The 26,047-nt window shown below is 54.5% G+C and carries 25 protein-coding genes and 2 pseudogenes; 9 read left to right on the forward strand and 18 right to left on the reverse strand.

The features are described 5' to 3' along the window. Positions 1-4 precede the first annotated feature (4 nt). The 5 genes and pseudogenes from OGX93_RS14910 to OGX93_RS22365 form a co-directional block, all read left to right on the forward strand. On the forward strand, positions 5-400 hold the full coding sequence (locus OGX93_RS14910; RefSeq protein ID WP_012135250.1) for an enamine/imine deaminase: 396 nt from the start codon (positions 5-7) through the stop codon (positions 398-400). Between the two features lie 100 nt (positions 401-500). After that, positions 501-1,865, forward strand: coding sequence for an L-serine ammonia-lyase (tdcG, locus tag OGX93_RS14915; protein WP_012135249.1), 1,365 nt, complete (start codon positions 501-503; stop codon positions 1,863-1,865). Positions 1,866-2,246: 381 nt separating this feature from the next. After that, the gene (locus OGX93_RS14920; protein WP_024130973.1) at positions 2,247-3,578 is read left to right on the forward strand and encodes an SLC5/6 family protein; all 1,332 of its coding nucleotides are present in this window, start codon (positions 2,247-2,249) and stop codon (positions 3,576-3,578) included. Between the two features lie 25 nt (positions 3,579-3,603). Further along, entirely contained in the window at positions 3,604-4,914 is a 1,311-nt protein-coding gene (locus OGX93_RS14925) for an L-cysteine desulfidase family protein (protein ID WP_286449086.1), read from the forward strand. Between the two features lie 194 nt (positions 4,915-5,108). Continuing rightward, a pseudogene (locus tag OGX93_RS22365) lies at positions 5,109-5,246 on the forward strand (hypothetical protein); the annotation flags it as partial. A 32-nt stretch (positions 5,247-5,278) separates the two neighbouring features. On the opposite strand, the gene OGX93_RS14930 reads toward OGX93_RS22365, so the two are convergent. Both OGX93_RS14930 and OGX93_RS14935 read right to left on the reverse strand, forming a co-directional pair. Then, positions 5,279-5,443: a protein YhaL gene (locus tag OGX93_RS14930; protein ID WP_047463896.1), complete on the reverse strand. Its 165-nt coding sequence runs from the start codon at positions 5,441-5,443 to the stop codon at positions 5,279-5,281. 26 nt (positions 5,444-5,469) lie between these two features. Then, complete coding sequence (locus tag OGX93_RS14935; protein ID WP_286449085.1) at positions 5,470-6,171, reverse strand: pirin family protein; 702 nt, start codon at positions 6,169-6,171, stop codon at positions 5,470-5,472. Between the two features lie 104 nt (positions 6,172-6,275). Here OGX93_RS14935 and yhaJ point away from each other — a divergent pair, with 104 nt between their 5' ends. Next, positions 6,276-7,172, forward strand: coding sequence for a DNA-binding transcriptional regulator YhaJ (gene yhaJ / locus OGX93_RS14940; RefSeq protein ID WP_012135243.1), 897 nt, complete (start codon positions 6,276-6,278; stop codon positions 7,170-7,172). An 89-nt stretch (positions 7,173-7,261) separates the two neighbouring features. On the opposite strand, the gene OGX93_RS14945 is transcribed toward yhaJ, so the two are convergent. From OGX93_RS14945 to OGX93_RS14995, 11 genes and pseudogenes are all read right to left on the reverse strand, one after another. Further along, positions 7,262-7,627, reverse strand: a complete 366-nt coding sequence (locus OGX93_RS14945) for a DUF805 domain-containing protein (RefSeq protein ID WP_012135242.1) — start codon at positions 7,625-7,627, stop codon at positions 7,262-7,264. Between the two features lie 158 nt (positions 7,628-7,785). Continuing rightward, a complete protein-coding gene (locus OGX93_RS14950; RefSeq protein ID WP_012135241.1) occupies positions 7,786-8,781 on the reverse strand; it encodes a glutathione S-transferase family protein in 996 nt (331 codons plus the stop codon). Between the two features lie 68 nt (positions 8,782-8,849). After that, positions 8,850-9,242: a DoxX family protein gene (locus tag OGX93_RS14955; protein WP_200026880.1), complete on the reverse strand. Its 393-nt coding sequence runs from the start codon at positions 9,240-9,242 to the stop codon at positions 8,850-8,852. Positions 9,243-9,519: 277 nt separating this feature from the next. Then, positions 9,520-9,819 carry a YqjK-like family protein gene (locus tag OGX93_RS14960; protein WP_286449084.1) on the reverse strand — a complete coding sequence of 100 codons (300 nt, stop codon included), beginning with the start codon at positions 9,817-9,819 and terminating at the stop codon, positions 9,520-9,522. Further along, positions 9,809-10,214, reverse strand: a pseudogene (locus OGX93_RS14965) (phage holin family protein). Before OGX93_RS14965 ends, OGX93_RS14960 begins: the two are co-directional and overlap by 11 nt. A gap of 2 nt (positions 10,215-10,216) precedes the next feature. Beyond that, complete coding sequence (locus OGX93_RS14970) at positions 10,217-10,522, reverse strand: ElaB/YgaM/YqjD family protein (RefSeq protein ID WP_012135237.1); 306 nt, start codon at positions 10,520-10,522, stop codon at positions 10,217-10,219. Between the two features lie 41 nt (positions 10,523-10,563). Continuing rightward, entirely contained in the window at positions 10,564-10,932 is a 369-nt protein-coding gene (locus OGX93_RS14975) for a DUF1090 domain-containing protein (protein WP_049010354.1), read from the reverse strand. Between the two features lie 147 nt (positions 10,933-11,079). Further along, on the reverse strand, positions 11,080-11,463 hold the full coding sequence (gene mzrA, locus OGX93_RS14980) for an EnvZ/OmpR regulon moderator MzrA (RefSeq protein ID WP_047461090.1): 384 nt from the start codon (positions 11,461-11,463) through the stop codon (positions 11,080-11,082). A gap of 3 nt (positions 11,464-11,466) precedes the next feature. Next, positions 11,467-12,129: a DedA family general envelope maintenance protein YqjA gene (yqjA, locus tag OGX93_RS14985; RefSeq protein WP_012135234.1), complete on the reverse strand. Its 663-nt coding sequence runs from the start codon at positions 12,127-12,129 to the stop codon at positions 11,467-11,469. 349 nt (positions 12,130-12,478) lie between these two features. Then, positions 12,479-13,255, reverse strand: a complete 777-nt coding sequence (gene exuR / locus OGX93_RS14990; RefSeq protein WP_012135233.1) for a transcriptional regulator ExuR — start codon at positions 13,253-13,255, stop codon at positions 12,479-12,481. Between the two features lie 142 nt (positions 13,256-13,397). Continuing rightward, positions 13,398-14,699: an MFS transporter gene (locus OGX93_RS14995; RefSeq protein WP_047463898.1), complete on the reverse strand. Its 1,302-nt coding sequence runs from the start codon at positions 14,697-14,699 to the stop codon at positions 13,398-13,400. A gap of 472 nt (positions 14,700-15,171) precedes the next feature. Here OGX93_RS14995 and uxaC point away from each other — a divergent pair, with 472 nt between their 5' ends. Beyond that, positions 15,172-16,584: a glucuronate isomerase gene (uxaC, locus tag OGX93_RS15000; RefSeq protein WP_024130971.1), complete on the forward strand. Its 1,413-nt coding sequence runs from the start codon at positions 15,172-15,174 to the stop codon at positions 16,582-16,584. 14 nt (positions 16,585-16,598) lie between these two features. After that, positions 16,599-18,086 carry a UxaA family hydrolase gene (locus tag OGX93_RS15005; protein WP_286449083.1) on the forward strand — a complete coding sequence of 496 codons (1,488 nt, stop codon included), beginning with the start codon at positions 16,599-16,601 and terminating at the stop codon, positions 18,084-18,086. A gap of 182 nt (positions 18,087-18,268) precedes the next feature. On the opposite strand, the gene sstT is transcribed toward OGX93_RS15005, so the two are convergent. The 4 genes from sstT to OGX93_RS15025 form a co-directional block, all read right to left on the reverse strand. Further along, positions 18,269-19,513 (reverse strand): serine/threonine transporter SstT, encoded by a 1,245-nt coding sequence (gene sstT / locus OGX93_RS15010; protein WP_012135229.1) that lies wholly within the window; start codon positions 19,511-19,513, stop codon positions 18,269-18,271. 255 nt (positions 19,514-19,768) lie between these two features. Beyond that, entirely contained in the window at positions 19,769-20,737 is a 969-nt protein-coding gene (locus OGX93_RS15015; RefSeq protein ID WP_012135228.1) for a TerC family protein, read from the reverse strand. 325 nt (positions 20,738-21,062) lie between these two features. Further along, positions 21,063-22,049 (reverse strand): Gfo/Idh/MocA family protein, encoded by a 987-nt coding sequence (locus OGX93_RS15020; protein ID WP_012135227.1) that lies wholly within the window; start codon positions 22,047-22,049, stop codon positions 21,063-21,065. Between the two features lie 69 nt (positions 22,050-22,118). After that, positions 22,119-22,622 (reverse strand): M48 metallopeptidase family protein, encoded by a 504-nt coding sequence (locus OGX93_RS15025; RefSeq protein ID WP_012135226.1) that lies wholly within the window; start codon positions 22,620-22,622, stop codon positions 22,119-22,121. An 86-nt stretch (positions 22,623-22,708) separates the two neighbouring features. Between OGX93_RS15025 and rlmG the strand changes: the two genes are divergently transcribed. Then, complete coding sequence (rlmG, locus tag OGX93_RS15030) at positions 22,709-23,845, forward strand: 23S rRNA (guanine(1835)-N(2))-methyltransferase RlmG (protein ID WP_012135225.1); 1,137 nt, start codon at positions 22,709-22,711, stop codon at positions 23,843-23,845. 91 nt (positions 23,846-23,936) lie between these two features. Here the strand turns inward: rlmG and OGX93_RS15035 are convergent, their stop codons facing one another. Next, positions 23,937-25,955, reverse strand: a complete 2,019-nt coding sequence (locus OGX93_RS15035) for an NADPH-dependent 2,4-dienoyl-CoA reductase (protein ID WP_286449081.1) — start codon at positions 25,953-25,955, stop codon at positions 23,937-23,939. Between the last annotated feature and the right edge of the window lie 92 nt (positions 25,956-26,047).

Below are 26,047 nucleotides of genomic sequence, written 5' to 3' on the forward strand. Positions count from 1 at the left end.
CGCTATGAGAAAGATTATTGCCACCCAACATGCACCGGGAGCCATCGGCCCCTACGTACAGGGTGTGGATTTGGGCAGTATGGTGCTGACCTCAGGTCAGATCCCGGTATGCCCGCAAACGGGCGAGGTCGCGGAAAATGTCGTCGATCAGGCGCGTCAGAGCCTGGAAAACGTCAAAGCGATTGTGGAAGCTGCGGGCCTGAAAGTGGGCGATATCGTGAAGACCACTGTGTTCATTACCGATCTGAACGATTTCACCACCATCAACGAGGTGTATCAGCAGTTCTTTGATGAGCATCAGGCGACTTACCCTACGCGCAGCTGTGTGCAGGTCGCCCGTTTGCCGAAGGATGTGAAGCTGGAGATTGAAGCTATCGCGGTGCGTGGCGATACGCTGTAACCCCCTGCGGGGCGATCGTCAGGATCGCCCCGATCCCAAAAACGAGTGTGAAACTATTTGATGTCTGGTCTCCACTGAACGGCAATCCGAGGTTCTGGATATGATTAGCGCATTCGATATTTTTAAGATTGGCATTGGACCTTCCAGCTCCCATACCGTAGGGCCGATGAATGCAGGAAAATGTTTTATCGATCAACTGACCAGCAAGGGTGATTTACTTCGCACGACGCGTATTACGGTTGATCTGTATGGATCGTTATCGCTGACCGGGAAAGGTCATGCGACGGATACCGCCATCATGATGGGGCTGGCAGGTAACAGCCCGCAAAACGTGAATATCGACGCGATTCCCACCTTTATTGAAGACGTAACGCGCAGCGGACGCCTGCCGGTGGCCGAGGGAGCGCACGTTGTTGATTTCCCGGTAGCAGACAGCATTCTCTTTCACGCCGAAACGCTACCGCGCCATGAAAACGGGATGCGTATTACGGCATGGAACGGGCAAGAGACGCTGTTGAGCAAAACTTATTACTCCATCGGCGGCGGGTTTATCGTCGAAGAGGAGCGTTTCGGGCAGGCGCATGATGTCGAAACGCCTGTGCCTTATGATTTTCACTCGGCCAGCGAACTGCTGAAACTGTGTGAGCGAAACGGGCTTTCGGTCTCTGGCCTGATGATGCAAAACGAGCTGGCGCTGCGCAGCAAAGAGGAGATTGACGCCGGATTCGCGCGCATCTGGGATGTGATGCACGCCGGGATTGAACGCGGCATGAACACCGAGGGCGTGCTGCCGGGGCCGCTGAATGTGCCGCGTCGCGCTGTTGCGTTAAGGCGTCTGCTGGTCTCCAGCGACAGCCTCTCCAGTGACCCGATGAACGTTATCGACTGGATCAACATGTTTGCGCTGGCCGTCAGCGAAGAGAATGCGGCAGGAGGACGGGTCGTAACGGCGCCAACTAACGGCGCATGCGGCATTATTCCAGCTGTACTGGCTTATTACGATAAGTTCCGCCGTCCGGTGAATGCCAACTCGATTGCCCGCTATCTGCTGGCTGCGGGCGCGATTGGCGCGCTGTATAAGATGAATGCGTCTATCTCCGGTGCGGAAGTGGGCTGTCAGGGTGAAGTTGGCGTCGCCTGCTCGATGGCGGCGGCAGGGCTGACGGAACTGCTGGGCGGTAGTCCATCGCAGGTTTGCATTGCGGCGGAAATCGCGATGGAGCACAACCTGGGATTGACCTGCGATCCGGTGGCCGGGCAGGTGCAAATTCCTTGCATTGAACGTAACGCGATTAATGCGGTAAAAGCGGTGAATGCGGCGCGAATGGCGCTGCGGCGGACGTCTGAGCCACGGGTGTCGCTCGATAAAGTGATCGAGACGATGTATGAAACCGGCAAGGATATGAACGATAAGTACCGCGAGACTTCGCGCGGTGGGTTGGCGATTAAGGTCGTTTGTACCTGAGGTGAATAGCCGTGCCTGATGGCGCTGCGCTTATCAGGCCTACGGTTTACGTACGTTTGCAGGCCGGAGAAGGCGCAAGCGCCGCCATCCGGCAATGAATTAATCAACATGGCATGATAAAAAAGGTGCACTTTAGTGCACCTTTTTTGTTGTGATCCGCTTCAAAAATAGAAATTAAATTCTTTATTTAGCTGTAAAAGAGAAAATATTTCTTAACTTTTAGAAATTACAGGGGTTTGTTTGTGAAGTTTTTCTCTGATCCTGCGCGTATGATTCCCTCACTACTCCAATAACTCGCCTGCGCACGATGTACCGCGTATCGCCTTGATGCGGCACGGAAAAATAATAAAAAACTCTACCTACATATTAAGCGAGAACGTAATGGAAACGGCAACGAATAACAGCGTAATACTCGACGCATCAGCTCCGGCGCGCCGGGCAGGGATGACCGAAAGCGAATGGCGCGAAGCCATTAAATTCGACAGCACCGACACGGGCTGGGTCATCATGAGTATTGGTATGGCGATTGGCGCGGGGATTGTTTTTCTCCCGGTGCAGGTCGGTTTAATGGGGCTGTGGGTCTTTTTACTCTCCTCTATTATCGGCTATCCCGCGATGTATCTGTTCCAGCGCCTGTTCATCAACACGCTGGCGGAGTCCCCGGAATGTAAAGACTACCCGAGCGTCATCAGCGGCTATCTGGGGAAAAACTGGGGCATCCTGTTAGGCGCACTCTACTTTGTGATGCTGGTGATCTGGATGTTTGTCTACTCCACCGCCATCACTAACGACAGCGCCTCTTACCTGCACACCTTTGGCGTCACGGAAGGTTTGCTCTCCGACAGCCCGTTCTATGGACTGGTGCTGATTTGCATTCTGGTGGCGATCTCGTCACGCGGTGAGCAGCTTCTGTTCAAGATTTCGACCGGCATGGTGCTGACTAAACTGCTGGTGGTCGCGGCGCTCGGCGTCTCAATGATCGGGATGTGGCATTTGTACAACATTGGCGCGCTGCCGCCGATGGCGCTGTTGATTAAAAACGCCATCATCACCTTGCCGTTTACGCTGACCTCCATCCTGTTTATCCAGACCTTGAGTCCGATGGTGATCTCTTATCGTTCACGCGAAAAATCCATTGAGGTCGCACGGCATAAAGCGCTGCGCGCCATGAACATCGCGTTCGGCATTCTGTTTGTTACCGTCTTTTTCTACGCAGTCTCTTTCACCCTGGCGATGGGGCATGACGAAGCGGTCAAAGCCTACGAGCAGAACATCTCTGCACTGGCGATCGCCGCGCAGTTTATTAGCGGCGCGGGTGCGGGCTGGGTGAAAGTGGTCAGCGTGATCCTGAATATCTTTGCCGTTATGACCGCGTTCTTCGGCGTTTACTTAGGCTTTCGCGAAGCGACTCAGGGAATTGTGATGAACCTGCTGCGCCGCAGAATGCCTGTCGAGAAGATTAACGAACGCTTCGTGCAGCGCGGCATTATGGTTTTCGCCATCTTACTGGCCTGGAGCGCCATTGTGCTGAATGCGCCGGTGCTGAGTTTCACCTCTATCTGTAGCCCGATCTTCGGCATGGTGGGATGTTTGATCCCGGCCTGGCTGGTCTACAAAGTTCCTGCACTGCACAAATACAAGGGCGCGTCTCTGTATCTGATTATCGTCACGGGTTTGCTGCTGTGCGTTTCTCCGTTCCTGGCATTTGCTTGATCTTCCTGAAAGTAAGGTTGTTGTTATGTTTGAGTCTACAGAAAATCCGTTATGGCAGCGTTTTATCCTCGCAGTACAGGAAGAGGTAAAACCGGCACTGGGATGTACGGAACCTGTCTCTCTGGCGCTGGCGGCGGCGGTTGCCGCGGCTGAACTTGACGGCGAAGTTGAACGCGTTGACGCGTGGGTCTCGCCGAACCTGATGAAGAATGGCCTGGGCGTCACCGTGCCGGGCACCGGGATGGTTGGGCTTCCCATTGCGGCAGCGCTGGGGGCGCTTGGCGGCGATGCCAGCGCGGGGCTGGAAGTGTTGAAAAACGCCTCTTCGAGGGCGATTGCGGATGCGAAAGCGATGCTGGCTGCCGGGAAGGTGTCGGTGATGTTGCAGGAGCCATGCGACGACATCCTCTTCTCACGCGCTAAAGTGTACAGCGGCGATGCGTGGGCCTGCGTAACGATCGTCGGCGGGCACACCAATATCGTGCGCATTGAAACTCACACTGGAGTGATCTTTACGCAGACCGAAAGCGTGCAGGGGGAGGTGCAAGAATCGCCGCTGTCGGTCTTATCAAAGACCTCGCTGGAAGAGATTCTGGCGTTTGTGAATGCGGTGCCGTTTGCGTCAATCCGCTTTATTCTGGAGGCCGCCAGACTGAACGGCGCGCTGTCGCAGGAGGGATTGCGCGGCACCTGGGGGCTGCATATCGGGGCGACGTTGCAAAAGCAGTGCGCACGCGGTCTGCTGGCGGACGATCTGTCAACGGCGATCCTGATTCGCACCAGCGCAGCTTCGGATGCGCGGATGGGCGGCGCGACGCTACCAGCCATGAGTAACTCCGGCTCCGGCAATCAGGGGATCACCGCGACGGTTCCCGTAATGGTGGTGGCGGAGCATGTGGGGGCGGATGACGAACGTCTGGCGCGCGCCCTGATGCTCTCGCACCTGAGCGCGATCTACATTCACCATCAGCTTCCACGCCTGTCAGCGCTCTGTGCGGCGACCACGGCGGCAATGGGGGCGGCGGCAGGAATGGCGTGGCTGATGGATGGCCGCTATAACACGATTGCGATGGCGATCAGCAGTATGATCGGCGACGTGAGCGGGATGATATGCGACGGCGCATCGAATAGCTGTGCGATGAAGGTATCGACCAGCGCGTCTGCGGCCTGGAAAGCGGTGTTAATGGCGCTGGATGATACGGCGGTAACTGGCAACGAAGGGATTGTGGCGCATAACGTCGAGCAATCTATTTCGAATTTGTGCGCGTTGGCCTGTCATGCAATGCAGCAAACCGACCGTCAGGTTATCGAAATTATGGCCAGTAAGGCGCATTAACCCGGTGGCGCGGGTTTGCCTGATGGCGCTGCGCTTATCAGGCCTACGGTAACTTGTGTTCGTAGGCCGGATAAGGCGTTTACGCCGCCATCTAGCATTACGTTTATCGATAATCAGAAGCCGCCTTTTCAGTTTGCCTGATGGCGCTGCGCTTATCAGGCCTACGGTAACTTGTGTTCGTAGGCCGGATAAGGCGTTTACGCCGCCATCCGGCATTGCGTTTGTCGATAATCAGAAGCCGCCTTTTCAGTTTGCCTGATGGCGCTGCGCTTATCAGGCCTACGGTAACTTGTGTTTGTAGGCCGGATAAGGCGTTTACGCCACCATCCGGCATTGCGTTTATCGGAAATCAGAAGCCGCCTTTTCAGGCGGCTTCATCTTCTTCCGCTAACCGGATCTCTGCATCCGCGACGATAGCTTCCAGTTCGGTTAGCATCTCCTCGTAGCCAAATTTCCCGGGCGCGTTTGCCGCATCCTGTGCTGCGGGTTGGGTTACGGATTGATGCTTTTTAGCCGATTTTTTGCTCACAGTCATAACTCCCTTATTTTTTCTGACTACACAGGCAAATCTATCAGTAAAGCGCGCAATGGCGTGTCGGCAACTAACGTTATGTTAGCTTCATCACGAATAAATGCGCCGTCGCCGCAGGTAAGCGCTTCGCGCTCCTCGTTATGCGTTACCGCATGAAACGTACCGTGAATCGACTGCAAATAGGCGTGTGGGCCATGCAGTTGAAAGCTCAGCGACTCGCCTTTTTTCAGCTCAATATGGTGCACCCAGACCTGCTGGCGTAATTGCAGGCTGTCCTGCTCTCCATCCGGGGAGGCGAGGAGTTGCTGTTTGCTCGCGGTTAGCGTGGTTTTCTGTACCAACGGGTTTTCCCGCTCAGGACAGGCGTCCAGCCATAGCTGCATCCTGGTAAGCGACTTATCTTTACTGAGATTATGTTCGCTATAGCTAATGCCCGGCTGCGTGGCGAGCAGCAGGGCTTCGCCCGCTTTCGCCTGGACATGATTGCCTTCGCTGTCGCGATATTCCGCTTCGCCTTCCAGAATCAGGTTTAAAATATCCACCTTCGGGTAGGTGCGCGGCTGGAAGGAGGCGCCCGGCGCCAGCACTTCCTGGTTGAGTACGCGCAGGGAGGCATAGCCCAGCAGTTTTGGGTCGAAGTAGTGTCCAAAGGAGAAGGTATAACGGGCCTGCAACCATCCGTAGTCTGCCTGTCCGCACTGTTTGGCTGTTCGGGTAGTAATCATAATTCTTGACCTCTCTTTACTTCCTTTTATGTTAAGGGGCTGGACGCTGCATTGTTAGCCAGATATTCTGCCCGGTATGTTCAAATTTCCTGAATGAGAACGATATGGCCAAAGAAAGGGCGTTAACACTGGAAGCGTTACGCGTCATGGACGCAATAGATCGACGCGGGAGCTTCGCGGCGGCGGCAGATGAGTTAGGTCGCGTACCATCCGCGCTCAGCTACACCATGCAAAAACTGGAAGAAGAGCTGGATGTGGTGCTGTTTGACCGTTCCGGCCATCGGACAAAATTCACCAACGTGGGGCGTATGCTGCTGGAACGTGGGCGCGTATTGCTGGAAGCGGCTGACAAGCTGACCACCGATGCCGAAGCGCTGGCGCGCGGTTGGGAAACGCACCTGACGCTGGTGACAGAAGCGCTGGTGCCGACCTCAGCCTTCTTCCCGCTGATTGACCGACTGGCCGCGAAAGCCAACACCCAGCTTTCGGTGATCACGGAAGTGCTGGCGGGCGCCTGGGAGCGTCTGGAGCAGGGGCGGGCCGATATTGTGATTGCACCGGATATGCATTTCCGCTCGTCGTCAGAAATTAACTCCCGCAAGTTGTATACGCTGATGAACGTCTACGTGGCGGCGCCGGACCATCCGATTCATCAGGAGCCGGAGCCGCTGTCTGAAGTGACCCGCGTGAAATATCGTGGTGTGGCGGTGGCGGATACCGCCCGCGAGCGACCGGTATTGACCGTGCAGCTGCTGGACAAACAGCCGCGCCTGACGGTGAGTACCATTGAAGACAAACGTCAGGCCTTGCTGGCCGGGCTGGGCGTCGCGACCATGCCGTATCCGCTGGTCGAACAGGATATCGCGCAAGGAAGACTGCGGGTCGTCAGCCCGGAATCGACCAGCGAAATTGATATTATTATGGCCTGGCGACGCGACAGCATGGGCGAGGCGAAAGCCTGGTGCCTGAGGGAAATCCCGAAACTGTTTGCCAGCAGATAAGAGCGCAAGCCCGGTTTAGCCGGATGGTGGTGCAGGCGCTCGCGTAGGCCTGATAAGCGCAGCGCCATCAGGCATCTACCGGCTTCACTTCAGGGCAGAATTTTAGGGTCCTGCCCGAAGCGGTTTTCGCCTGGCGTACCGTTCTGGCAGTTAAAGAGGATGATGACCAGCCAGCCAATAACAGGGATGAGGAGCAGTAACAGCCACCATGCGGAACGATCGGTATCATGCAACCGACGGAACTGTACTGCCCACCACGGTAAGAAAATCAGAATGCCATAAATGGTTGTCAGCACGCCTTCGCCCCCGGCGCGTTGCCAGCCGAACATCTTGTCCAGCACGCCCAGCACGAACGTAAAAATGACGTTGACCAGAATAAACATCCAGTACTCTTTACGACGCGCGCGGCCGCCAAAGCCGATATAGTTCTTCAATACTTTTAAATACCAGTCCATTTTCGCCTCAACATACGGTCAATCACTTGTTTTTAAATAAGAATAGCCGTGAATGGAATGGTGGTAAATATTCGAATGATTAATGTGTTTAATGCACCGGGCGGGTAAGGTGAGTCAGCGCCGCCATCAGGCTGTTTTCTGGTGGCGGCGTAAAGGGATTATCCCGCTTTTGCAAAGCGGACGTCGCGCCCGTGAGACTCATTGAGATCCTGCAACGGGCCGATGGAGATAATCCCCGTCGGGTTGATGGTTTTGTGGCTACGGAAGTAGTGGTTACGGATATGGTCGAAGTTGACGGTTTCCGCAATGCCGGGTATCTGCCAGATATCGCGCAGGAAACCATAAAGATTCAGGTAATCGCTGATGCGGTATTTATCGCACTTGAAGTGCGTAACGTAAACCTGGTCAAAACGCACCAGCGTGGTCCACAGGCGAATGTCCGCCTCGGTTAACTGGTCGCCGGTCAGGTAACGGTGCTGCCCCAGGATTTGCTCCAGACGCGCCAGTGACTCGAACACTTTCTCTACGGCTTCATCATAGGCCTGCTGGCTGGTGGCGAACCCGGCTTTGTACACGCCGTTGTTGACGTTGTCATAAATCCAGCTATTGAGCTCGTCAATTTTTCCGCGCAGGGCCGTCGGGTAGTAATCCCCGGCTTTGGCGCCCAGCGCATCGAATGCGGTATTGAACATACGAATGATTTCCGCCGATTCATTACTGACGATGGTGTGATTCTTTTTATCCCACAATACCGGTACGGTGACGCGACCGCTGTAGTGCGGATCGGCATGCAGATAGAGTTGATACAGAAACTCGTGTTGATACAGCGTATCACCGGTTGCCGCCGGGAAATTATCATCAAACGTCCAGCCATTCTCCAGCATCAGCGGATTCACAACAGAAACGGAGATAAACGGTTCCAGCCCCTTGAGCTTACGCAGGATCAGCGTGCGATGCGCCCACGGGCAGGCAAGTGAAACATACAGGTGATAGCGATCTTTTTCGGCGGCAAAGCCCCCTTCGCCAGTCGGACCCGGCGCGCCATCAGCGGTGAGCCAGTTACGGAAAGCCGATACAGAACGTTGAAATTTCCCCCCCGTAGACTTGGTGTCATACCAGGTGTCATGCCATACGCCGTCAATCAGTTGTCCCATTTTCTCTCTCCTCCTGATAGCAAAAACGAGGAGAATATCCCCTCGTTTTTTGATTCAGTATAGCGTGCTTACCACTTTTTATTCAGGATGCGGTCAATGCTGAATGCGCCCGGCCCCGTGATGGCCAGCAGCAGGAAACCGCCTGCGATGGTCAGGTTTTTCATGAACATCAGTGAGTTCACGCCTTCCGCAAAGTTGCTGTGGAAGATGAACGCGGTCAGCAGGGTAAAGCCTGCGGTAAACAGCGCCGTTGTACGGGTCAGGAAACCGAACAGAATCGCCAGACCGCCGCCAAACTCAAGCAGGATAGTCAGCGGTAACAGGAACCCCGGAACCCCCATCGCTTCCATGTATTGTTGGGTACCCGCATAACCGGTGATTTTTCCCCAACCTGCGGTGATAAACAGAATGGGCATCAGAATGCGCGCTACCAGTACACCAACATCTTCTAATTTTTTCATTTTACTCTCCAGGGAACCACTCAGGCTGCTGATTTCATTTTTTGTGCAATCACGCGGAATGTCGCGTCGTTGCGGTTGATGGAGAGAATCATAAACGTGACATGTAACAATTGTTAGCAAGGAAAACTGTCAATAATTTTCAAAAATTTTGAGTGACAGGGCACAGATTGCCGGATGGTGGTGTAAACACCTTATTGGATCAACAACAATACGTAGGCCCGATAAGCGTAGCGCCATCGGGCGTTATGCCGGATGGCGAGGAGGAAGGGGGCAGGAATCAGCCGCGCAGCTGCTGTTTTCGGATCGTGCTTTTGACCAGCCGCCAGGCGCTCCAGATGCCAAAACCGCGTTTTGCCCAGCGCACCAGCAGATTCGGGTGGCGAATTGTCCAGATAGCCATAACGCTGCTGCCGACCAGCGCCCAGGAACGCAGGCTGATCAGCGTGTTCCAGCCGCGATCCCAGCTGTCCGTCGCTTCCAGCCAGTCGCGACGACTGGCTGAAAGGTCCAGCCTTTGCTGCTGGATTTGGCTGAGCAGCAACGCCTTACGCTTTTGACGTTCGACTTTACTGCTCACGGCTTATCATCCTCCAGAATTTGCCGGTCGTTAGCCAGTTCATGACGCGTATGGCGTAACAGCGTTGACTGGCGGGCTTTGTGTAACGTCCAGAGTCCGCCGATCAGCGCCAGAACCAGCAACACAACGGTGGTGGCGATCATTGCATTGAGGCGATACTGAGGGTCAACCGCCCAGATGATAAGCACCATCAGGCTCATCAGACCGAACGCCGCGAAAAGCATGGTCAGCCCCAGCATCAGCAGAAGCTGAAAGAGATTCGCTTTTTCCTCTTCCAGTTCCACAACCGCCAGTCGCAGTCGGGTTTCTACCATCTCAACAAGGATAGTGACAATCCGCTGCCCGATGCCCAGAACGCTTTTGCCTGGCCCCTGCGCGTGATGAGAATCCGCCATAATTAACGACGCGTCAGCAGTACGCCCAGCACCACACCAACGGCTGCGCCAATGCCGACGCCCGTCCACGGGTTCTCGCGTACATAGTCGTCAGCGCGTGCTGCGGCTTCGCGGGTTTGTTTGGCAATCGCATCGCCGGTTTCGCCCAGACGGTTGCGGCTTTCTTTCAGCGCACGCTCGGCTTTGCTACGAATCTTACTCAACTCTTCTTTCGACTTATCGCCAGAGGAGCTAAGCACCTCTTCGAGCGTATCAGCCAGGGATTTCAACTCAGCGCGCAGATGTTCCGTAGTGTTATCTTTCGACATAGTTTTCTCCAGGTGAGTGAGTCGTTAACGTTTGATTTGACTTAGTAGTCGCGTGCCTCAAGCTTTTTCAGGTCATCCTGAGCTTCAGCCAGCTTGCGTTCACGTTTCGCAATTTTATCCGCATCGCCTTTTTGTTTTGCTTCGACCAGATCACGCTGACGTTCAGCAATCTCATCTTTTTGTTTTGCGATCTTTTTCTGATGGTCAGCACGCAGTTTACTGTCGGTGCAGTTTGCTCTGAGTTCGCTGAGCGCTTTATTCAAACCATTAATGCGGTTCTGGTTGTTGTGCTTTTCGGCGTAGCTAATTTCCTTCTGTATATCCTGCTCTTTTTCCTGACAGAGGGTATTGGCATAGCTGCCTGCACTGAGCGTGAAAAGGGTAATAGCGAAAGCGATGCGGTATTTCATTCTTGAACCTTCCATTGTGATTCGAACCCGTTACCGGGGGACGATGATCCAGGTCATAACACGGCGGACAATAAGTCCGCCTTATTAATCATAGTCAGTAAACGGCGAAATCACCAAAGTGGGTGATATGATTCGGATTCCTGGAAATTAACCGAAGCGATGTGGGTTATCCCGTAAGCGGGTCAACCACTGTACGGCCTGGCTGTCGCCGTTCTGTTGGGCGATGATATAGCCATGCGGCAACGTTCTGTCCAGCACGGCCTTAGCCGCCGCGCTTTGCGCGCTGGAGTCAAACGTAATAAGCAGCGCGTCATTTTGTGGCGTGATGCTTTTGAAGCGAATGCCGTTAGCGTCCAGATGATGCCAGATGGAAAAGCCGTCCGGCATACTGACGCCCTGATGGATGGCGCGAATGGCCAGCGTGGATTCCTGCTGGCGAATGGTCGACCAGACGAGAAAAAGCACGCTCATCAGCACGAGAAAAGAGGTTGTCCAGGCCAGTTGTCGAAGCGTTATGCGTGGTTTCACCATACTCTATCCCCGATTTCCGTATTTCTTTTTCCAGAGCACCACCAGCGAACCCGCCAGCCCAAAGACCAGCAGCACCACCGGCAGCAGCATCAGACATGACATCAGTTGGTCTTCATACTTCAGGAATACAGGCGTTTTGCCCAGCAAGTAACCCAGCGAGGTCAGGATCAGGACCCACAACAACCCGCTCATCCAGTTAAAGAATTGAAAGCGCGCGTTATTAAGGCCGGACAGACCCGCGATAGTGGGTAACAAGGTACGAACGAAAGCGATAAAACGGCCAATTAACAGCGCGGACAGACCATGTTTATGGAACAAATGGTGAGCGCGCTGATGATAATGCGCGGGCAGATGCGACAGCCAGTTTTGTACAATACGCGTGTTGCCCAGCCATCGCCCCTGAATATAACTGACCCAGCAGCCCAGGCTGGCGGCCACGGTTAACAGCAGGAGCGTTTGCGGAAACCCCATTGCGCCTTTGGCGATAAGTACGCCGACCAGCACCAGCAAACTGTCACCAGGTAAAAAGGCGGCAGGAAGCAACCCATTTTCCAGGAACAAAATCATAAATAGTACGAAATAAAGCATGCCAATCATGGAAGGGTTGGCGAGTGTTTCAAAATCCTGAGCCCACAGGGCATTCAGTAATTGAGTCAATAGTTCCATTCAGTATTCCTGGAGAATCGGTTAACGTCACGCCGGTTTTTTGAGTTTGCAATACCGCAACATTATTCATTTTTTACTTGGGTTGCGGACGGGCGCAAAATCGCGGCCTGAACCATTCCTTGTTAAGTTGTGAAGTAAGCAAGCACTAACACACAAAAATTCAAAATGCATCTAATTGTAACAAAGGTCGACGTAGTCCGTTATAGAAATCGCACGTCGTTAAAATATGATTTTGCTTATCACAAAGGTGGGTGGCGAGAGGATTTACACAGGCTGACACTTTATATCTTACGCTTACTGAGCGGCGTCGCAGACAGGCGCCCTGATGCGCCTGCCAGCGTAAGATTGTCTATTTTGCCCCGTTAGCGGCGGTGTCCAGATGAACAACGGGATTTTCAGCAAAAAGATAGCGGTCGGCGTTAAATTCGAAATCGTCGCTGGTTTCGTTAAACAGCATCTGTTTGGTGTTCTCCAGATGCTGCCACATTGCCAGTTTCGCGGCATGAGGATCTTTGCGAATCAGCGCCTTGAGAATATGGTCATGATCGTCGCACCAGTTATCGACGGTGCGTGAATCAATATGATCGTGCAGTTTTTTCCAGTACGGATTATGTACGCGCTGAGTCCACATTTTTTCGACAATGGCGGCCAGCGCGGTATTTTGCGTCGCCAGCGCGACCTGCACATGGAACTGGAGATCCCATTCGGAGTCGCGGAAACATTTTTCGTTACGCGCTTTCTCCTGGATTTCCATCAACTTCATGATGTCCTGTTTCGTCACCTGCGTGGCGGCAAACTCGGCAATATTGCTTTCTATCAACTGGCGCGCCTGGAGAAGTTCGAACGGGCCATAATTAGCGAACTCAAGGTTTTCATCCGGGGCGACATAATATTTCGGTTGATTTGAAATAACGTGGATGCCGGAACCTTTGCGGACTTCTACGTAGCCTTCGACCTCCAGCATGATAATCGCTTCACGAACCACCGTACGGCTGACGTTTTTCTCATCGGCAATAAAGCGTTCGGCAGGGAGTTTATCGCCCACAAGGTAGACGCCCTGTTCGATGCGCTCTTTCAGGTCAGCAGCAAGTTGTTGATACAAACGTCGTGGTTCGGTGATTTCCATATGCGCTCCAGGCATAAGACGGCAGACTATATTTGTTATACCACTTTTGCGAGGCTGGCTCCACTTGTACCGTTGAAAAAGCCGCCTGTTTAACAGGCGGCTTTGAATGAGTAAACCTTGTTGGATGATGGCGCAGGTCAGGTCAACTTTGCGTTGCGGGGTGATTGACCTGCGACCCTGGCCCCGCCTCGCTGGCCGGTTTGTTTTGCAGCACCGTCCAGATAACCAGCGCGCCGAGCAGGTCGAACACCGCCAGTACCGCGAACAGCGGGCTGAAGCCGATGGTGTCAGCCAGCGCGCCGACCACCAGAGCAAACAATGTGCTCGCCAGCCAGGCGGACATCCCGGTCAGGCCATTCGCGGTTGCCACTTCATTACGGCCGAAGACGTCAGAAGAGAGCGTAATCAGCGCGCCGGACAGCGCCTGGTGAGCGAAACCGCCGATGCAAAGCAGCATGATGGCGATATACGGGCTGGTGAACAGGCCGATCATGCCTGGGCCAATCATCAGCAGCGCGCCCAGGGTAACGACCATTTTACGGGAGACGATCAGGTTTACGCCGAACCAGCGCTGGAACAGCGGCGGCAGATAACCGCCGATGATGCAGCCTAAGTCGGCAAACAGCATGGGCATCCAGGCGAACATGGCGATCTCTTTCAGGTTAAAGCCGTACACTTTAAACATGAACAGCGGGATCCAGGCGTTGAAGGTTCCCCATGCCGGTTCAGCCAGGAAACGTGGCAGGGCGATACCCCAGAACTGGCGGTTACGCAGGATCTGCGCGAGAGACATTTTCTTCGCAGTATTGTCTTTGTGCTGCGCTTCCTGACCGCCAATGATGTAGTCGCGTTCTGCATCCGTCAGCTTTTTCTGGTCGCGCGGGTGTTTATAGAACACCAGCCAGGCCATTGCCCAGATGAAGCTCAGCACGCCGGAAATAATAAACGCCATCTGCCAGCTATGCATCACGATAGCCCAGACGACCAGCGGAGGCGCAATCATCGCGCCGATGGAAGAGCCGACGTTAAAGTAGCCGACCGCAATGGAGCGTTCTTTTGCCGGGAACCATTCAGAGCTGGCTTTCAGGCCCGCCGGGATCATCGCGGCTTCAGCAGCACCGACCGCGCCGCGCGCCAGCGCCAGGCCGCCCCAGCTTCCAGCCAGTGCGGTTGCGCCGCAGAATACGGCCCACAGAACGGCGAACATGGCGTAACCCACCTTCGTACCGAGAACATCCAGTACGTAACCGGCTACGGGTTGCATGACGGTGTAAGCAGCAGAATAGGCTGCGATGATATAGGAATACTGTTGTGTGGAGATGTGTAACTCTTCCATCAGCGTTGGCGCAGCCGCCGCCACAGTGTTACGCGTCAGATAGCCCAGCACGGTGCCTAATGTCACCAGTGCAATCATATACCAACGTAACCCTTTAATTTTACGCATGTAAAACCTCATCGTTTTGTTATTTCCGCAACAATCGCGGTTATCTTCCTGCGCTGAGCGGGGAAGTTATTGACGACGGGATAACCGAAAAAAAGCCGGTACGCCCCGAACGTTGCCATGAGTCATCGTGCTAATTCGGTTTCCGTACCGGTCAATTCGATGTCTTAACCATCGATAACTTTGCATTCCGTCGGCTTATGTATCGCGACGGCCAGAAAGATAACTTGTCATACAACTTCAAAAGGTGAGTGACATCACAAATGCAGGATTCTTAGTGTGGTCATTATTTCGATTTAGAAATACCAGTAATGGCGCGGCCTGGAGCGCTGTTTACTCTTTTAGGGGTAATTTATTTGTTGGTTTTTATTGATCCAACTCACGAAAATATCTTCAGGGTCTGGAAATTGGTGTGATAACTTTGACAGCATCAAAACATAAGCAATCTGACGCACTCGTTGAGAGGAAGACGATAATGACCCCGTTTATGACTGAAGATTTTCTGCTGGATACCGAGTTTGCCCGCCGTCTGTACCATGATTACGCAAAAGATCAGCCCATCTTCGACTATCATTGCCACCTGCCGCCGCAGCAGATCGCGGAAAACTACCGTTTTAACAACCTGTATGATATCTGGCTGAAAGGCGACCACTATAAATGGCGGGCGATGCGCACCAATGGCGTTGCTGAGCGTCTGTGTACGGGCGATGCGTCCGATCGTGAGAAGTTCGACGCCTGGGCCGCCACGGTGCCGCACACGATCGGCAACCCGTTATATCACTGGACGCACCTTGAACTGCGTCGCCCATTTGGTATTACAGGTAAGCTGCTGTCGCCTGCGACGGCAGATGAGATCTGGGATCGTTGCAATGAATTGCTGGCGCAGGATGCATTCTCCGCACGGGGAATCATGCAGCAGATGAATGTAAAAATGGTCGGCACCACCGACGATCCTGTCGATTCGCTGGAGCACCACGCCACGGTCGCGAAAGACAGCACGTTCACCGTTAAAGTGCTGCCGAGCTGGCGCCCTGATAAAGCGTTCAACATTGAGCAGGCAACCTTTGGCGATTACATGACGAAGCTGGGCGAAGCATCGGATACCGATATTCGCCGCTTCACCGATCTGCAAGCCGCGCTGACTCAGCGTCTGGATCATTTTGCCGCCCACGGCTGTAAGGTTTCTGACCACGCGCTTGACGTCGTTATGTTTGCTGAAGCCAGCGACGCTGAACTGGACAGCATTCTGGCGCGCCGTCTGGCGGGCGAGACCCTGAGCGAGCATGAGGTCGCGCAGTTCAAAACGGCCGTACTGGTGTGGCTGGGCGCGGAATATGCGCGTCGCGGTTGGGTGCAGCAGTACCACATCGGCGCGCTGCGTAATAACAATCAGCGCCAGTTCAAACTGCTGGGGCCGGATGTTGGCTTCGATTCCATCAACGATCGTCCGCTGGCGGAAGAGCTGTCAAAATTGCTGAGCAAGCAGAATGAAGAAAATCTGCTGCCGAAAACTATCCTGTACTGTCTGAACCCGCGTGATAACGAAGTGCTGGGCACCATGATCGGCAACTTCCAGGGCGAAGGGATGCCGGGCAAGATGCAGTTTGGTTCCGGCTGGTGGTTCAACGATCAGAAAGACGGGATGGAGCGTCAAATGACGCAACTGGCGCAGCTTGGCCTGCTGAGCCGCTTCGTCGGTATGCTGACCGACAGCCGCAGCTTCCTGTCTTATACCCGTCACGAATATTTCCGTCGCATCCTGTGCCAGATGATAGGCCGCTGGGTTAACGCGGGCGAAGCGCCGGCGGATATCCAGTTGCTGGGTGAAATGGTACGAAACATCTGCTTCAACAATGCGCGCGACTATTTCGCCATTGAACTGAACTAAGGTCTGGGGTTGATATGCAATACATCAGGATCCATACGCTGGATAACGTTGCGGTAGCGTTGGCCGATTTAACGCAGGGCGCTGAGGTCAGCGTCGATAACCATACCGTGACGCTACGCCAGGATGTCGTACGCGGTCATAAGTTTGCCTTACGCGATATTGCGCAGGGGGAGAACGTCATCAAATATGGCCTGCCTATCGGCCATACGTTGGTGGACGTCGCGGCGGGTGAGCATATTCATGCCCACAATACCCGGACTAACCTCAGCGATTTGGATGAGTACAGCTATCAACCCGATTTTCAGGCCCTTGAAGTACAACCGGCGGATCGCGATGTACAGATTTACCGCCGTGCCAACGGAGACGTCGGTGTGCGCAATGAGCTGTGGATTCTGCCGACCGTCGGCTGTGTCAACGGCATTGCGCGGCAGATCCAGAACCGTTTCCTGAAAGAGACTTTTGATGCCGAAGGAACTGACGGCGTTTTCCTCTTCAGCCACACCTACGGCTGTTCTCAGCTTGGCGACGATCACATCAATACTCGCACCATGCTGCAAAACATGGTGCGTCACCCGAATGCGGGGGCGGTGCTGGTGATTGGACTGGGTTGCGAAAACAATCAGGTGGATGCCTTTCGCGAGACGCTGGGCGAGTTCGACCCTGAACGCGTTCATTTCATGACCTGCCAACAGCAGGACGATGAAGTGGAGGCGGGCGTTGAGCATCTGCATCAGTTGTATAACGTGATGCGCCATGACAAACGCGTACCGGGCAAACTGAGCGAACTTAAGTTTGGTCTGGAATGCGGCGGTTCAGATGGGCTGTCCGGTATTACCGCGAACCCGATGCTGGGGCGCTTCTCCGACTATGTTATCGCCAACGGCGGGACGACGGTGCTGACGGAAGTGCCGGAAATGTTCGGTGCAGAACAGCTGTTGATGAGCCATTGCCGCGATGAAGAGACGTTTGAAAAACTGGTGACAATGGTCAATGACTTCAAGCAATACTTTATCGCTCATGACCAGCCGATTTATGAAAATCCGTCGCCGGGTAACAAGGCGGGCGGGATTACGACGCTGGAAGACAAGTCTCTGGGGTGCACGCAGAAGGCGGGTTCCAGCCAGGTTGTGGATGTGCTGCGCTACGGTGAGCGCCTGAAAACGCGCGGTCTGAACCTGTTAAGCGCGCCAGGCAACGATGCGGTCGCCACCAGCGCGCTGGCGGGCGCGGGTTGCCACATGGTGCTGTTCAGTACCGGCCGCGGTACGCCATATGGCGGGTTTGTCCCGACGGTGAAGATCGCCACCAACAGCGAACTGGCGGCGAAGAAGCAGCACTGGATCGATTTTGACGCCGGGCAGTTGATTCACGGTAAGGCGATGCCGCAGTTGTTGAATGAATTTGTGGATACGATTGTGGCGTTTGCCAACGGCAAGCAAACCTGCAATGAACGCAATGATTTCCGCGAGCTGGCGATTTTCAAAAGCGGTGTAACGCTGTAAAAAAATGCCGGATGGCGACGTAAACGTCTTATCCGGCCTACGAGTGGGGCGTTGTAGGCCTGATAAGCGCAGTGCCATCAGGCAACGAAAAATGCCGGATGGCGACGTGAACGTCTTATCCGGCCTACGAGTGGGAGTCGTTGTAGGCCTGATAAGCGCAGCGCCATCAGGCTTGTGGTTATTTAGCTACGCAGCGCGCTTTTCGCTAAACGCGCGTCTTCCGCCTGACATACCGCGGCGGTAAACATAACGTCGGTAGAGGAGTTGATTGCGGTCTCGCAGGAGTCCTGCAACACGCCGATAATGAAGCCAACCGCAACCACCTGCATGGCGATTTCGTTCGGAATACCGAACATGTTGCACGCCAGCGGGATCAGCAGCAGTGAACCGCCCGCCACGCCAGAAGCGCCGCATGCGCACAGCGATGCCACCACGCTCAGCAGCAGCGCCGTCGGCAGATCAACCGGAATACCCAGCGTATACACTGCCGCCAGCGTCAGCACGGTAATTGTGATTGCCGCACCGGCCATATTGACGGTTGCTCCCAGCGGGATGGAAACAGAATAGGTATCTCTGTCCAGATTCAGTTTTTCGCACAGCGACATATTCACCGGAATATTTGCAGCGGAGCTACGGGTAAAGAAGGCGGTCACGCCGCTTTCACGCAGGCAGGTGAGAACCAGCGGATACGGGTTGCGGCGGATCTGTAAAAAGACCAGCAGCGGGTTGATGACCAGCGCCACAATCGCCATACAGCCAATCAGCACCAGTAACAGTTGCGCATAGCCCCACAGCGCTGAGAAGCCCGTAGTGGCGAGCGTTGAGGCGACCAGGCCAAAGATACCGATCGGCGCGAAACGAATCACCAGTTTCACAATAAAGGTGACGGCGTCGGACAGATCGTTCACCAGATTTTTGGTGGTTTGATTACTGTGGCGCAGCGCAAAACCCAGGCCGATAGCCCACACCAGAATACCGATGTAGTTGGCGTTGATCAGCGCATGGATCGGGTTCGCAACGATGCTCATCAGCAGCCCGTGTATAACCTGGACAATGCCGCTCGGCGGCGTGATATCCGTGGCGCCAGTCGTCAGTTGCAGCGTGGACGGAAAGAGGAAGCTCACCACAACCGCCGTCAGCGCGGCTGAAAATGTGCCGAGCAGATACATCCACAAAATCGGGCGAATATTGGTTTTCTGACCGTGTTGATGGTTGGCGATAGACGCCATCACCAGCGTCAGTACCAGAACCGGCGCGACAGCTTTCAGCGCACCAACGAACAGGGTGCCCAGCAGACCCGTTGCCTCTGCGGCAGGTTTTGAAACTAAAGCCAGTAAAATTCCCAGTATAAGCCCAATTAAAATTTGTTTAACCAGGCTCCCTTGAACCAAACGCTGGAGTAGCCCCGATGAACGTTGCGTAGTCATTTCATGATCCTTTCAGTGTGATGTTGTTCATCCTTTGCACGCTCTGTTGGCGTATCTTTACAGGATGTAACAAAGTGTTTGCCTGAGTGAGTATAAGGAAAGATGGGGATTGGGAAAGCGTAAAATGCTGGAATTTACGTACTACGTCATATTTTTTAACTAAACATTTACATGTTATCGGGTAGTGCTGCGTGTACTCAACCCACGACCGTGGTTTTTGTAAGCCCGGCAGACATAGCGCTACCGGGCAGGATCTTACTGTAGCTGCTGCTTTTTATCGTTCTGGCGATTTACCCACGCGTTAACAATCAGCGTGATCACCAGAATACTGAACACCACGCCCAGCGAGATGGCGATCGGAATATGGTAGAAATCGACGATCAGCATCTTAATACCGATAAAGACCAGAATGACGGCCAGACCATATTTGAGCATCGAGAAACGCTCCGCTACCCCTGCCAGCAGGAAGTACATGGCGCGCAGACCCAGGATCGCAAACAGGTTGGAGGTCAGGACGATGAACGGGTCGGTCGTCACGGCAAAGATGGCCGGAATGCTATCGACGGCGAAAATCACATCGCTCAGTTCCACCAGAATCAGGACCAGCATCAGCGGTGTCACGAACAGCAAGCCATTCTTACGCACAAAGAAATGCTCGTTTTCGATGGTGTCGGTCATGCGAAGGTGGCTACGCAGCCAGCGAACCAGCGGTTTGTCGCCGATGCCGGATTCGTCCTCTTTCACCAGCGCCATCTTCACGCCCGTAAACAGCAGGAAAGCGCCGAACAGGTACAGTATCCAGTCGAACTGGGCGATCAGCCAGCTACCGGCGAAAATCATAATCGTACGCAGAACAATGGCGCCAAGTACGCCATACACCAGAACCCGGCGTTGCAGGGCAGGCGGAACAGAGAAGTAGCTGAACAGCATCAGCCAGACAAAGACGTTATCAACGGCCAGCGATTTTTCGATCAGATAACCGGTGAGAAACGCCAGCGCCTGCGGATCGGCCACCGCCCGACCCTGGGTCTCCGCCAGATACCACCAGAAGGCGGCGTTGAACAGCAATGAAAGTGTCACCCAGACCAGAGACCAGGCCGCCGCCTGCTTCATGGACATCGTATGTACGCCACGACGCCCCTGCAACAGAAGGTCGATAGCCAGCATAATCACCACAACGACAGCGAATCCGCCCCATAACAACGGTGTGCCGACAGTATTCATAGAATTTCCTTACACATAAAAAAAACGGCCAACGTCGAAAGACGTCAGCCGCTGCTTTTTATATGCATAGACCTCGCCTTCCGGCAAGGTCTCACTTACAACAAGAAAGTGATATGTACTCACTCCACGGGTGATGGCGAATCGGCTTCGTCATCAATCAAAGACATGAAGGCACATCACTTTCTTATTGCCCGGCGACCGGATGTGGTTTTTCACACATCGTAATGACGATCGACCGACAATGAAGTTACTCCCCTTTGCACGTAACAAAATATGACAGGCCATACGATCAGTCAATGGCCTGTTACATCTGTTTTACATTGTTTTACGCTGTGGCGTCATCAGCGGGGAAGACGACGCCCGTCTGCCGACGAATCTCCGTGAGCAGTTTGGCCGTGATACGGCTGACGGTCAGCTCGGGATGGTTCACCTCGTTGGTCTCGACCAGGTGTGCAAAGCGTTCCGCCTCATACAGCATCGTATTGATATGCTGAGGAACGGATAAATCCTGCGTTTTTCCGCCGCGCGGAATGAAGCACACTTTCTGACATTCCGAAATTTTCTCGATGACCAGAGAACCGGCTTCGCCCTGGATTTCGCTGGGCAGTACGGAATCACTCACTTTGGAATGCTGTAGGGTGACGCTGAAGTCGCCGTAATCCAGTACCGCCACGCCATGCGCATCGACACCGCTTTCCAGCAGACTGGCGGACGCCTGAACGTTTTGCGGTTCTCCCCAGAGCGCAACCGCTGACGCCAGACAGTAAAAACCGATATCCATAATGGAGCCATTCGAGAAGGCCGGATTAAAGGTATTGGGGTTTTCGCCGTCCAGATAGCGCTGGTAGCGCGAAGAATACTGGCAGTAGTTGATAAGGGCTTTGCGCATTCTTCCTGCTTTCGGCAGCGACTGCTGTAGCAACTGGAAATTAGGCAGGCTGGCGGTTTTAAAGGCTTCGAACAGGACGACCTGATTTTCACGCGCGCACGCGATGGCGGCGTCGACTTCGGCCAGATTCGAGGCCAGCGGCTTCTCGCAGATCACATGCTTTTTGTGGCTTAAAAAGAGCTGAGTCTGGGGGAAATGCAGCGAGTTCGGGCTGGCGATATACACCGCATCAATGGCGTCGCTTTGCGCCATTGCTTCAAGCGAAGTGAATAAATGCTCGACGGGATAATCATTGGCGAAGGTTTGCGCCTGTTCGAGGCGACGGGAATAGACTGCGGTTAACTTATATTTGCCGGTTTCATGGGCGGCATCGACAAACTGGCGGGTGATCCAGTTTGTGCCAATAACAGCGAAACGTATCATAAACGCCTTCAGGCTCCATAAAGGGATTCTTTCGTCAATTTAGCATGCCTTTATGACAAAGCCAGTGCGCTACTGCTCAGATTGCTTTAACGAAAGATGCGTTAACCACAGGCGGGTATCAAACTCAAGCTGGTGGTACTGCGGCTCCATATGACAGCACAGTTGATAAAACGCTTTGTTGTGCTCTTTCTCTTTCAGATGCGCCAGTTCGTGAACCACGATCATTCGCAGAAAAGGTTCCGGCGCATTGCGAAACACGGTAGCGACGCGGATCTCGGCTTTCGCCTTCAGCTTGCCACCCTGTACGCGTGAAACGGCGGTATGCAGCCCCAGCGCATTTTTCAGCACATGGATCTTGTTGTCATACATCACTTTGTTGATCGGCGGGGCGTTACGCAGAAACTGGCTTTTCAGATCCTGGGTATACTGCCAGAGCGCTTTATCGGTCGCAAAATCATGCGTTCCCGGGTAGCGTTTTTCCAGCACTGCGCCCAGACGCTGTTCAGCAATGAGCGTGCGTACCTGAGACAGTAAATTCTCCGGGTAGCCGTGGAGATAAGTAAGTTGACCCATCAAAGCCCCAAATTAAATCTAAAAAAAGAGTATACTCACGCACCCTTTCAGGGATAACAGCGAAATTTTACCATTCAGGAGGGCCGATGAGCCACGTAGACAACGGTTTCCGTTCACTGACACTGAAACGTTTCCCGGAAACGGATGACGTTAACCCGCTTCAGGCGTGGGAAGCGGCGGATGAATATCTGCTGCAACAGTTAGACGACACGGAAATCAGCGGCCCGCTGCTGATCCTGAATGATGCCTTTGGCGCATTAAGCTGCGCGCTGGCTGAGCATACACCATACAGCATCGGCGACTCGTATTTAAGCGAGCTGGCGACGCGCGAAAATTTACGCCACAACGATATCGCCGAATCCAGCGTGAAGTTTCTCGACAGCACTGCCGCGTACCCGCCGGCGCCGGGCGTCGTGTTGATTAAGGTGCCGAAAACGCTGGCGCTGCTGGAGCAACAGTTGCGCGCGTTGCGCCAGGTCGTGACTCCGCAGACCCGTATTATTGCGGGAGCAAAGGCGCGTGACATTCATACCTCCACGCTGGAACTGTTCGAAAAAGTGCTCGGCCCCACGACCACGACGCTGGCCTGGAAAAAGGCGCGCCTGATCAACTGTACCTTTAGTAAGCCTGAACTGGCGGATGCGCCGCAGACGCTGAGCTGGAAACTGGACGGCACCGACTGGACTATCCACAATCATGCGAACGTTTTCTCGCGTACCGGCCTGGATATCGGCGCGCGCTTCTTTATGCAGCATTTACCGGAAAATCTGGAAGGGGAGATCGTCGATCTCGGCTGCGGTAATGGCGTGATTGGCCTGACGCTACTGGCGAAGAACCCTCAGGCGAGCGTCGTGTTTGTCGATGAATCGCCGATGGCGGTCGCGTCCAGCCGTTTGAATGTGGAAACCAATATGCCGGAAGCGTTGGATCGCTGCGAGTTTATGATTAACAACGCCTTGTCCGGCGTGGAACCTTTCCGCTTTAACGCCGTGCTGTGCAACCCGCCGTTCCATCAGAAACATGCGCTGACGGATAACGTTGCCTGGGAGATGTTCCACCATGCGCGCCGTTGCCTGAAGATCAACGGCGAGCTGTACATTGTGGCGAACCGTCACCTGGATTATTTCCACAAGCTGAAGAAGATTTTCGGTAACTGCACCACCATCGCCACCAATAACAAATTCGTGGTGTTGAAAGCGGTCAAAACCGGTCGCCGCCGCTAATAGCGTGTGCCGGATGACGGCTAACGCCTTATCCGGCCTACAACGTGCTACCCCGTAGGCCTGATAAGCGTAGCGCCATCAGGCAATGCCCTTAAATCGCCAGCGCTAATTTTGTTCCCTGCGCAATTGCCCGCCGCGCATCCAGCTCCATCGCCACGTCGCATCCGCCAATCAGGTGTACCGTTTTCCCTGACGCGCGCAGCGGCTCCGCCAGTTCGCGCCGTGGCTCCTGCCCCGCGCAGATCACGACATGATCGACGTTCAGAAGCTGCGGTTCGCCGTTGATCAATACGTGCAATCCGTCATCGTCGATCTTCTGATAACTGACCGCCGGGATCATTTTTACGCCGCGGGACAACAGCGTTGCGCGATGGACCCAGCCGGTGGTTTTTCCCAGCCCCTGACCGGGTTTACTGGCTTTACGCTGTAGCATCACAATCTGACGTGGGCTGCGAGACAGATGCGGCCCTTCCGGGCGTAACCCGCCGGGCTGTTGCAGGCTGGTGTCGATCCCCCATTCCACGCAGAACTCGGCAATGCTCAGGCTGCTGGGATCGCCTGGCTGGCTGAGGTACATCGCGGTATCAAAACCAATCCCGCCGCAGCCGATAATCGCGACACGTTTCCCGACGGGAGTTTTATCGCGCAGCACCTCAAGATAGGTCAGCACTTTCGGGTGATCGATGCCCTCGATCGACGGTTTACGCGGCTCGATCCCGCAAGCGAGGATCGCTTCATCAAACGGTTGCAGATCGTCTGCGGTGACAAACCGGTTGAGCTTCAGCGTCACGCCGGTCACTTCGATCATCCGACGGTAATAGCGCAGCGTTTCATAAAATTCTTCTTTGCCGGGGATCTGTTTAGCGATGTTGAACTGCCCGCCGATCTCGGCCAGGGCATCAAACAGCGTAACGTCGTGCCCGCGCGCTGCCGCGTTAATGGCAAATGCGAGACCCGCCGGGCCTGCGCCGACGACGGCCAGGCTTTTCTTATGTTCAGCCGGAACTATCGGCATTTTGGTTTCGTGACAGGCGCGTGGATTCACCAGGCAAGAGGTGACTTTACCCACGAAGATCTGATCCAGACAGGCCTGGTTGCAGCCGATACAGGTGTTGATCTCATCCGCCCGCCCTGATTGCGCTTTCGACAGCAGCTCGGCATCCGCCAGGAACGGGCGCGCCATCGACACCATATCCGCATCGCCGCGCGCCAGAATATCGTCTGCTACTTGCGGATCGTTGATCCGGTTGGTCGTGACCAGCGGAACGGTGACGTGGCCTTTCAGTTTGCGCGTTACCCAGCTAAAGGCGCCGCGCGGAACCGGCGTGGCGATCGTCGGGATACGCGCTTCGTGCCAGCCAATACCGGTGTTGATGAGCGTCGCGCCAGCCGCTTCAATGGCCTGCGCCAGCTGTACGGTTTCGTCGAACGTCCCGCCGTTTTCCACCAGGTCGAGCATCGACAGGCGGTAGATAATGATAAAATCGCTGCCCACGCGCTGGCGTACCGCCCGTACCACTTCCACCGCGAAGCGCATACGCCTGGCGTAATCGCCGCCCCATTCATCGTCGCGCTGGTTCGTGCGCACGGTAAGAAATTCATTGATCAGATAGCCTTCCGAACCCATCACCTCGACGCCGTCGTAACCCGCTTCCCGCGCCAGCTGGGCGCAGTGGGCGAAATCGTCAATCAGTTGCAGGATTTCATCGTGCGTGAGTTCGTGCGGCGTAAAACGGTTGATGGGCGCCTGGATCGCCGAAGGGGCGACCAGATGCGGCTGATAGCTATAGCGTCCGGTATGCAGGATCTGCAACGCAATTTTCCCGCCTTCCTCATGAACGGCGTCCGTGATCACGCGGTGGTGCGGCAGCTGACTGGCATCATTTAATGTAGCGCCGCCTTCCATTCCCACCCCGGACAGTGCGGGGGCAATCCCCCCGGTGACGATCAGCGCGACGCCATGCCGCGCACGTTCGGCGTAGAAAGCCGCCAGCCGTTCGGCGCCATCGGGGTATTCCTCCAGCCCGGTATGCATCGAACCCATTAGCACACGGTTTTTAAGCCGGGTAAAGCCCAGATCGAGCGGGGCGAAAAGCGACGGATAGCTCATAAGTGTGTCCAGTATGTAAAATTATTGTTATGTGGTCGGATGAGTTAATAATTTAGCCGTCGCGGCGTAAAAGGGAAAAGGGGAATGCGATG

It is taken from the genome of Citrobacter sp. CK195 (genome assembly GCF_030333365.1).
Classification (GTDB): domain Bacteria; phylum Pseudomonadota; class Gammaproteobacteria; order Enterobacterales; family Enterobacteriaceae; genus Citrobacter_B; species Citrobacter_B koseri.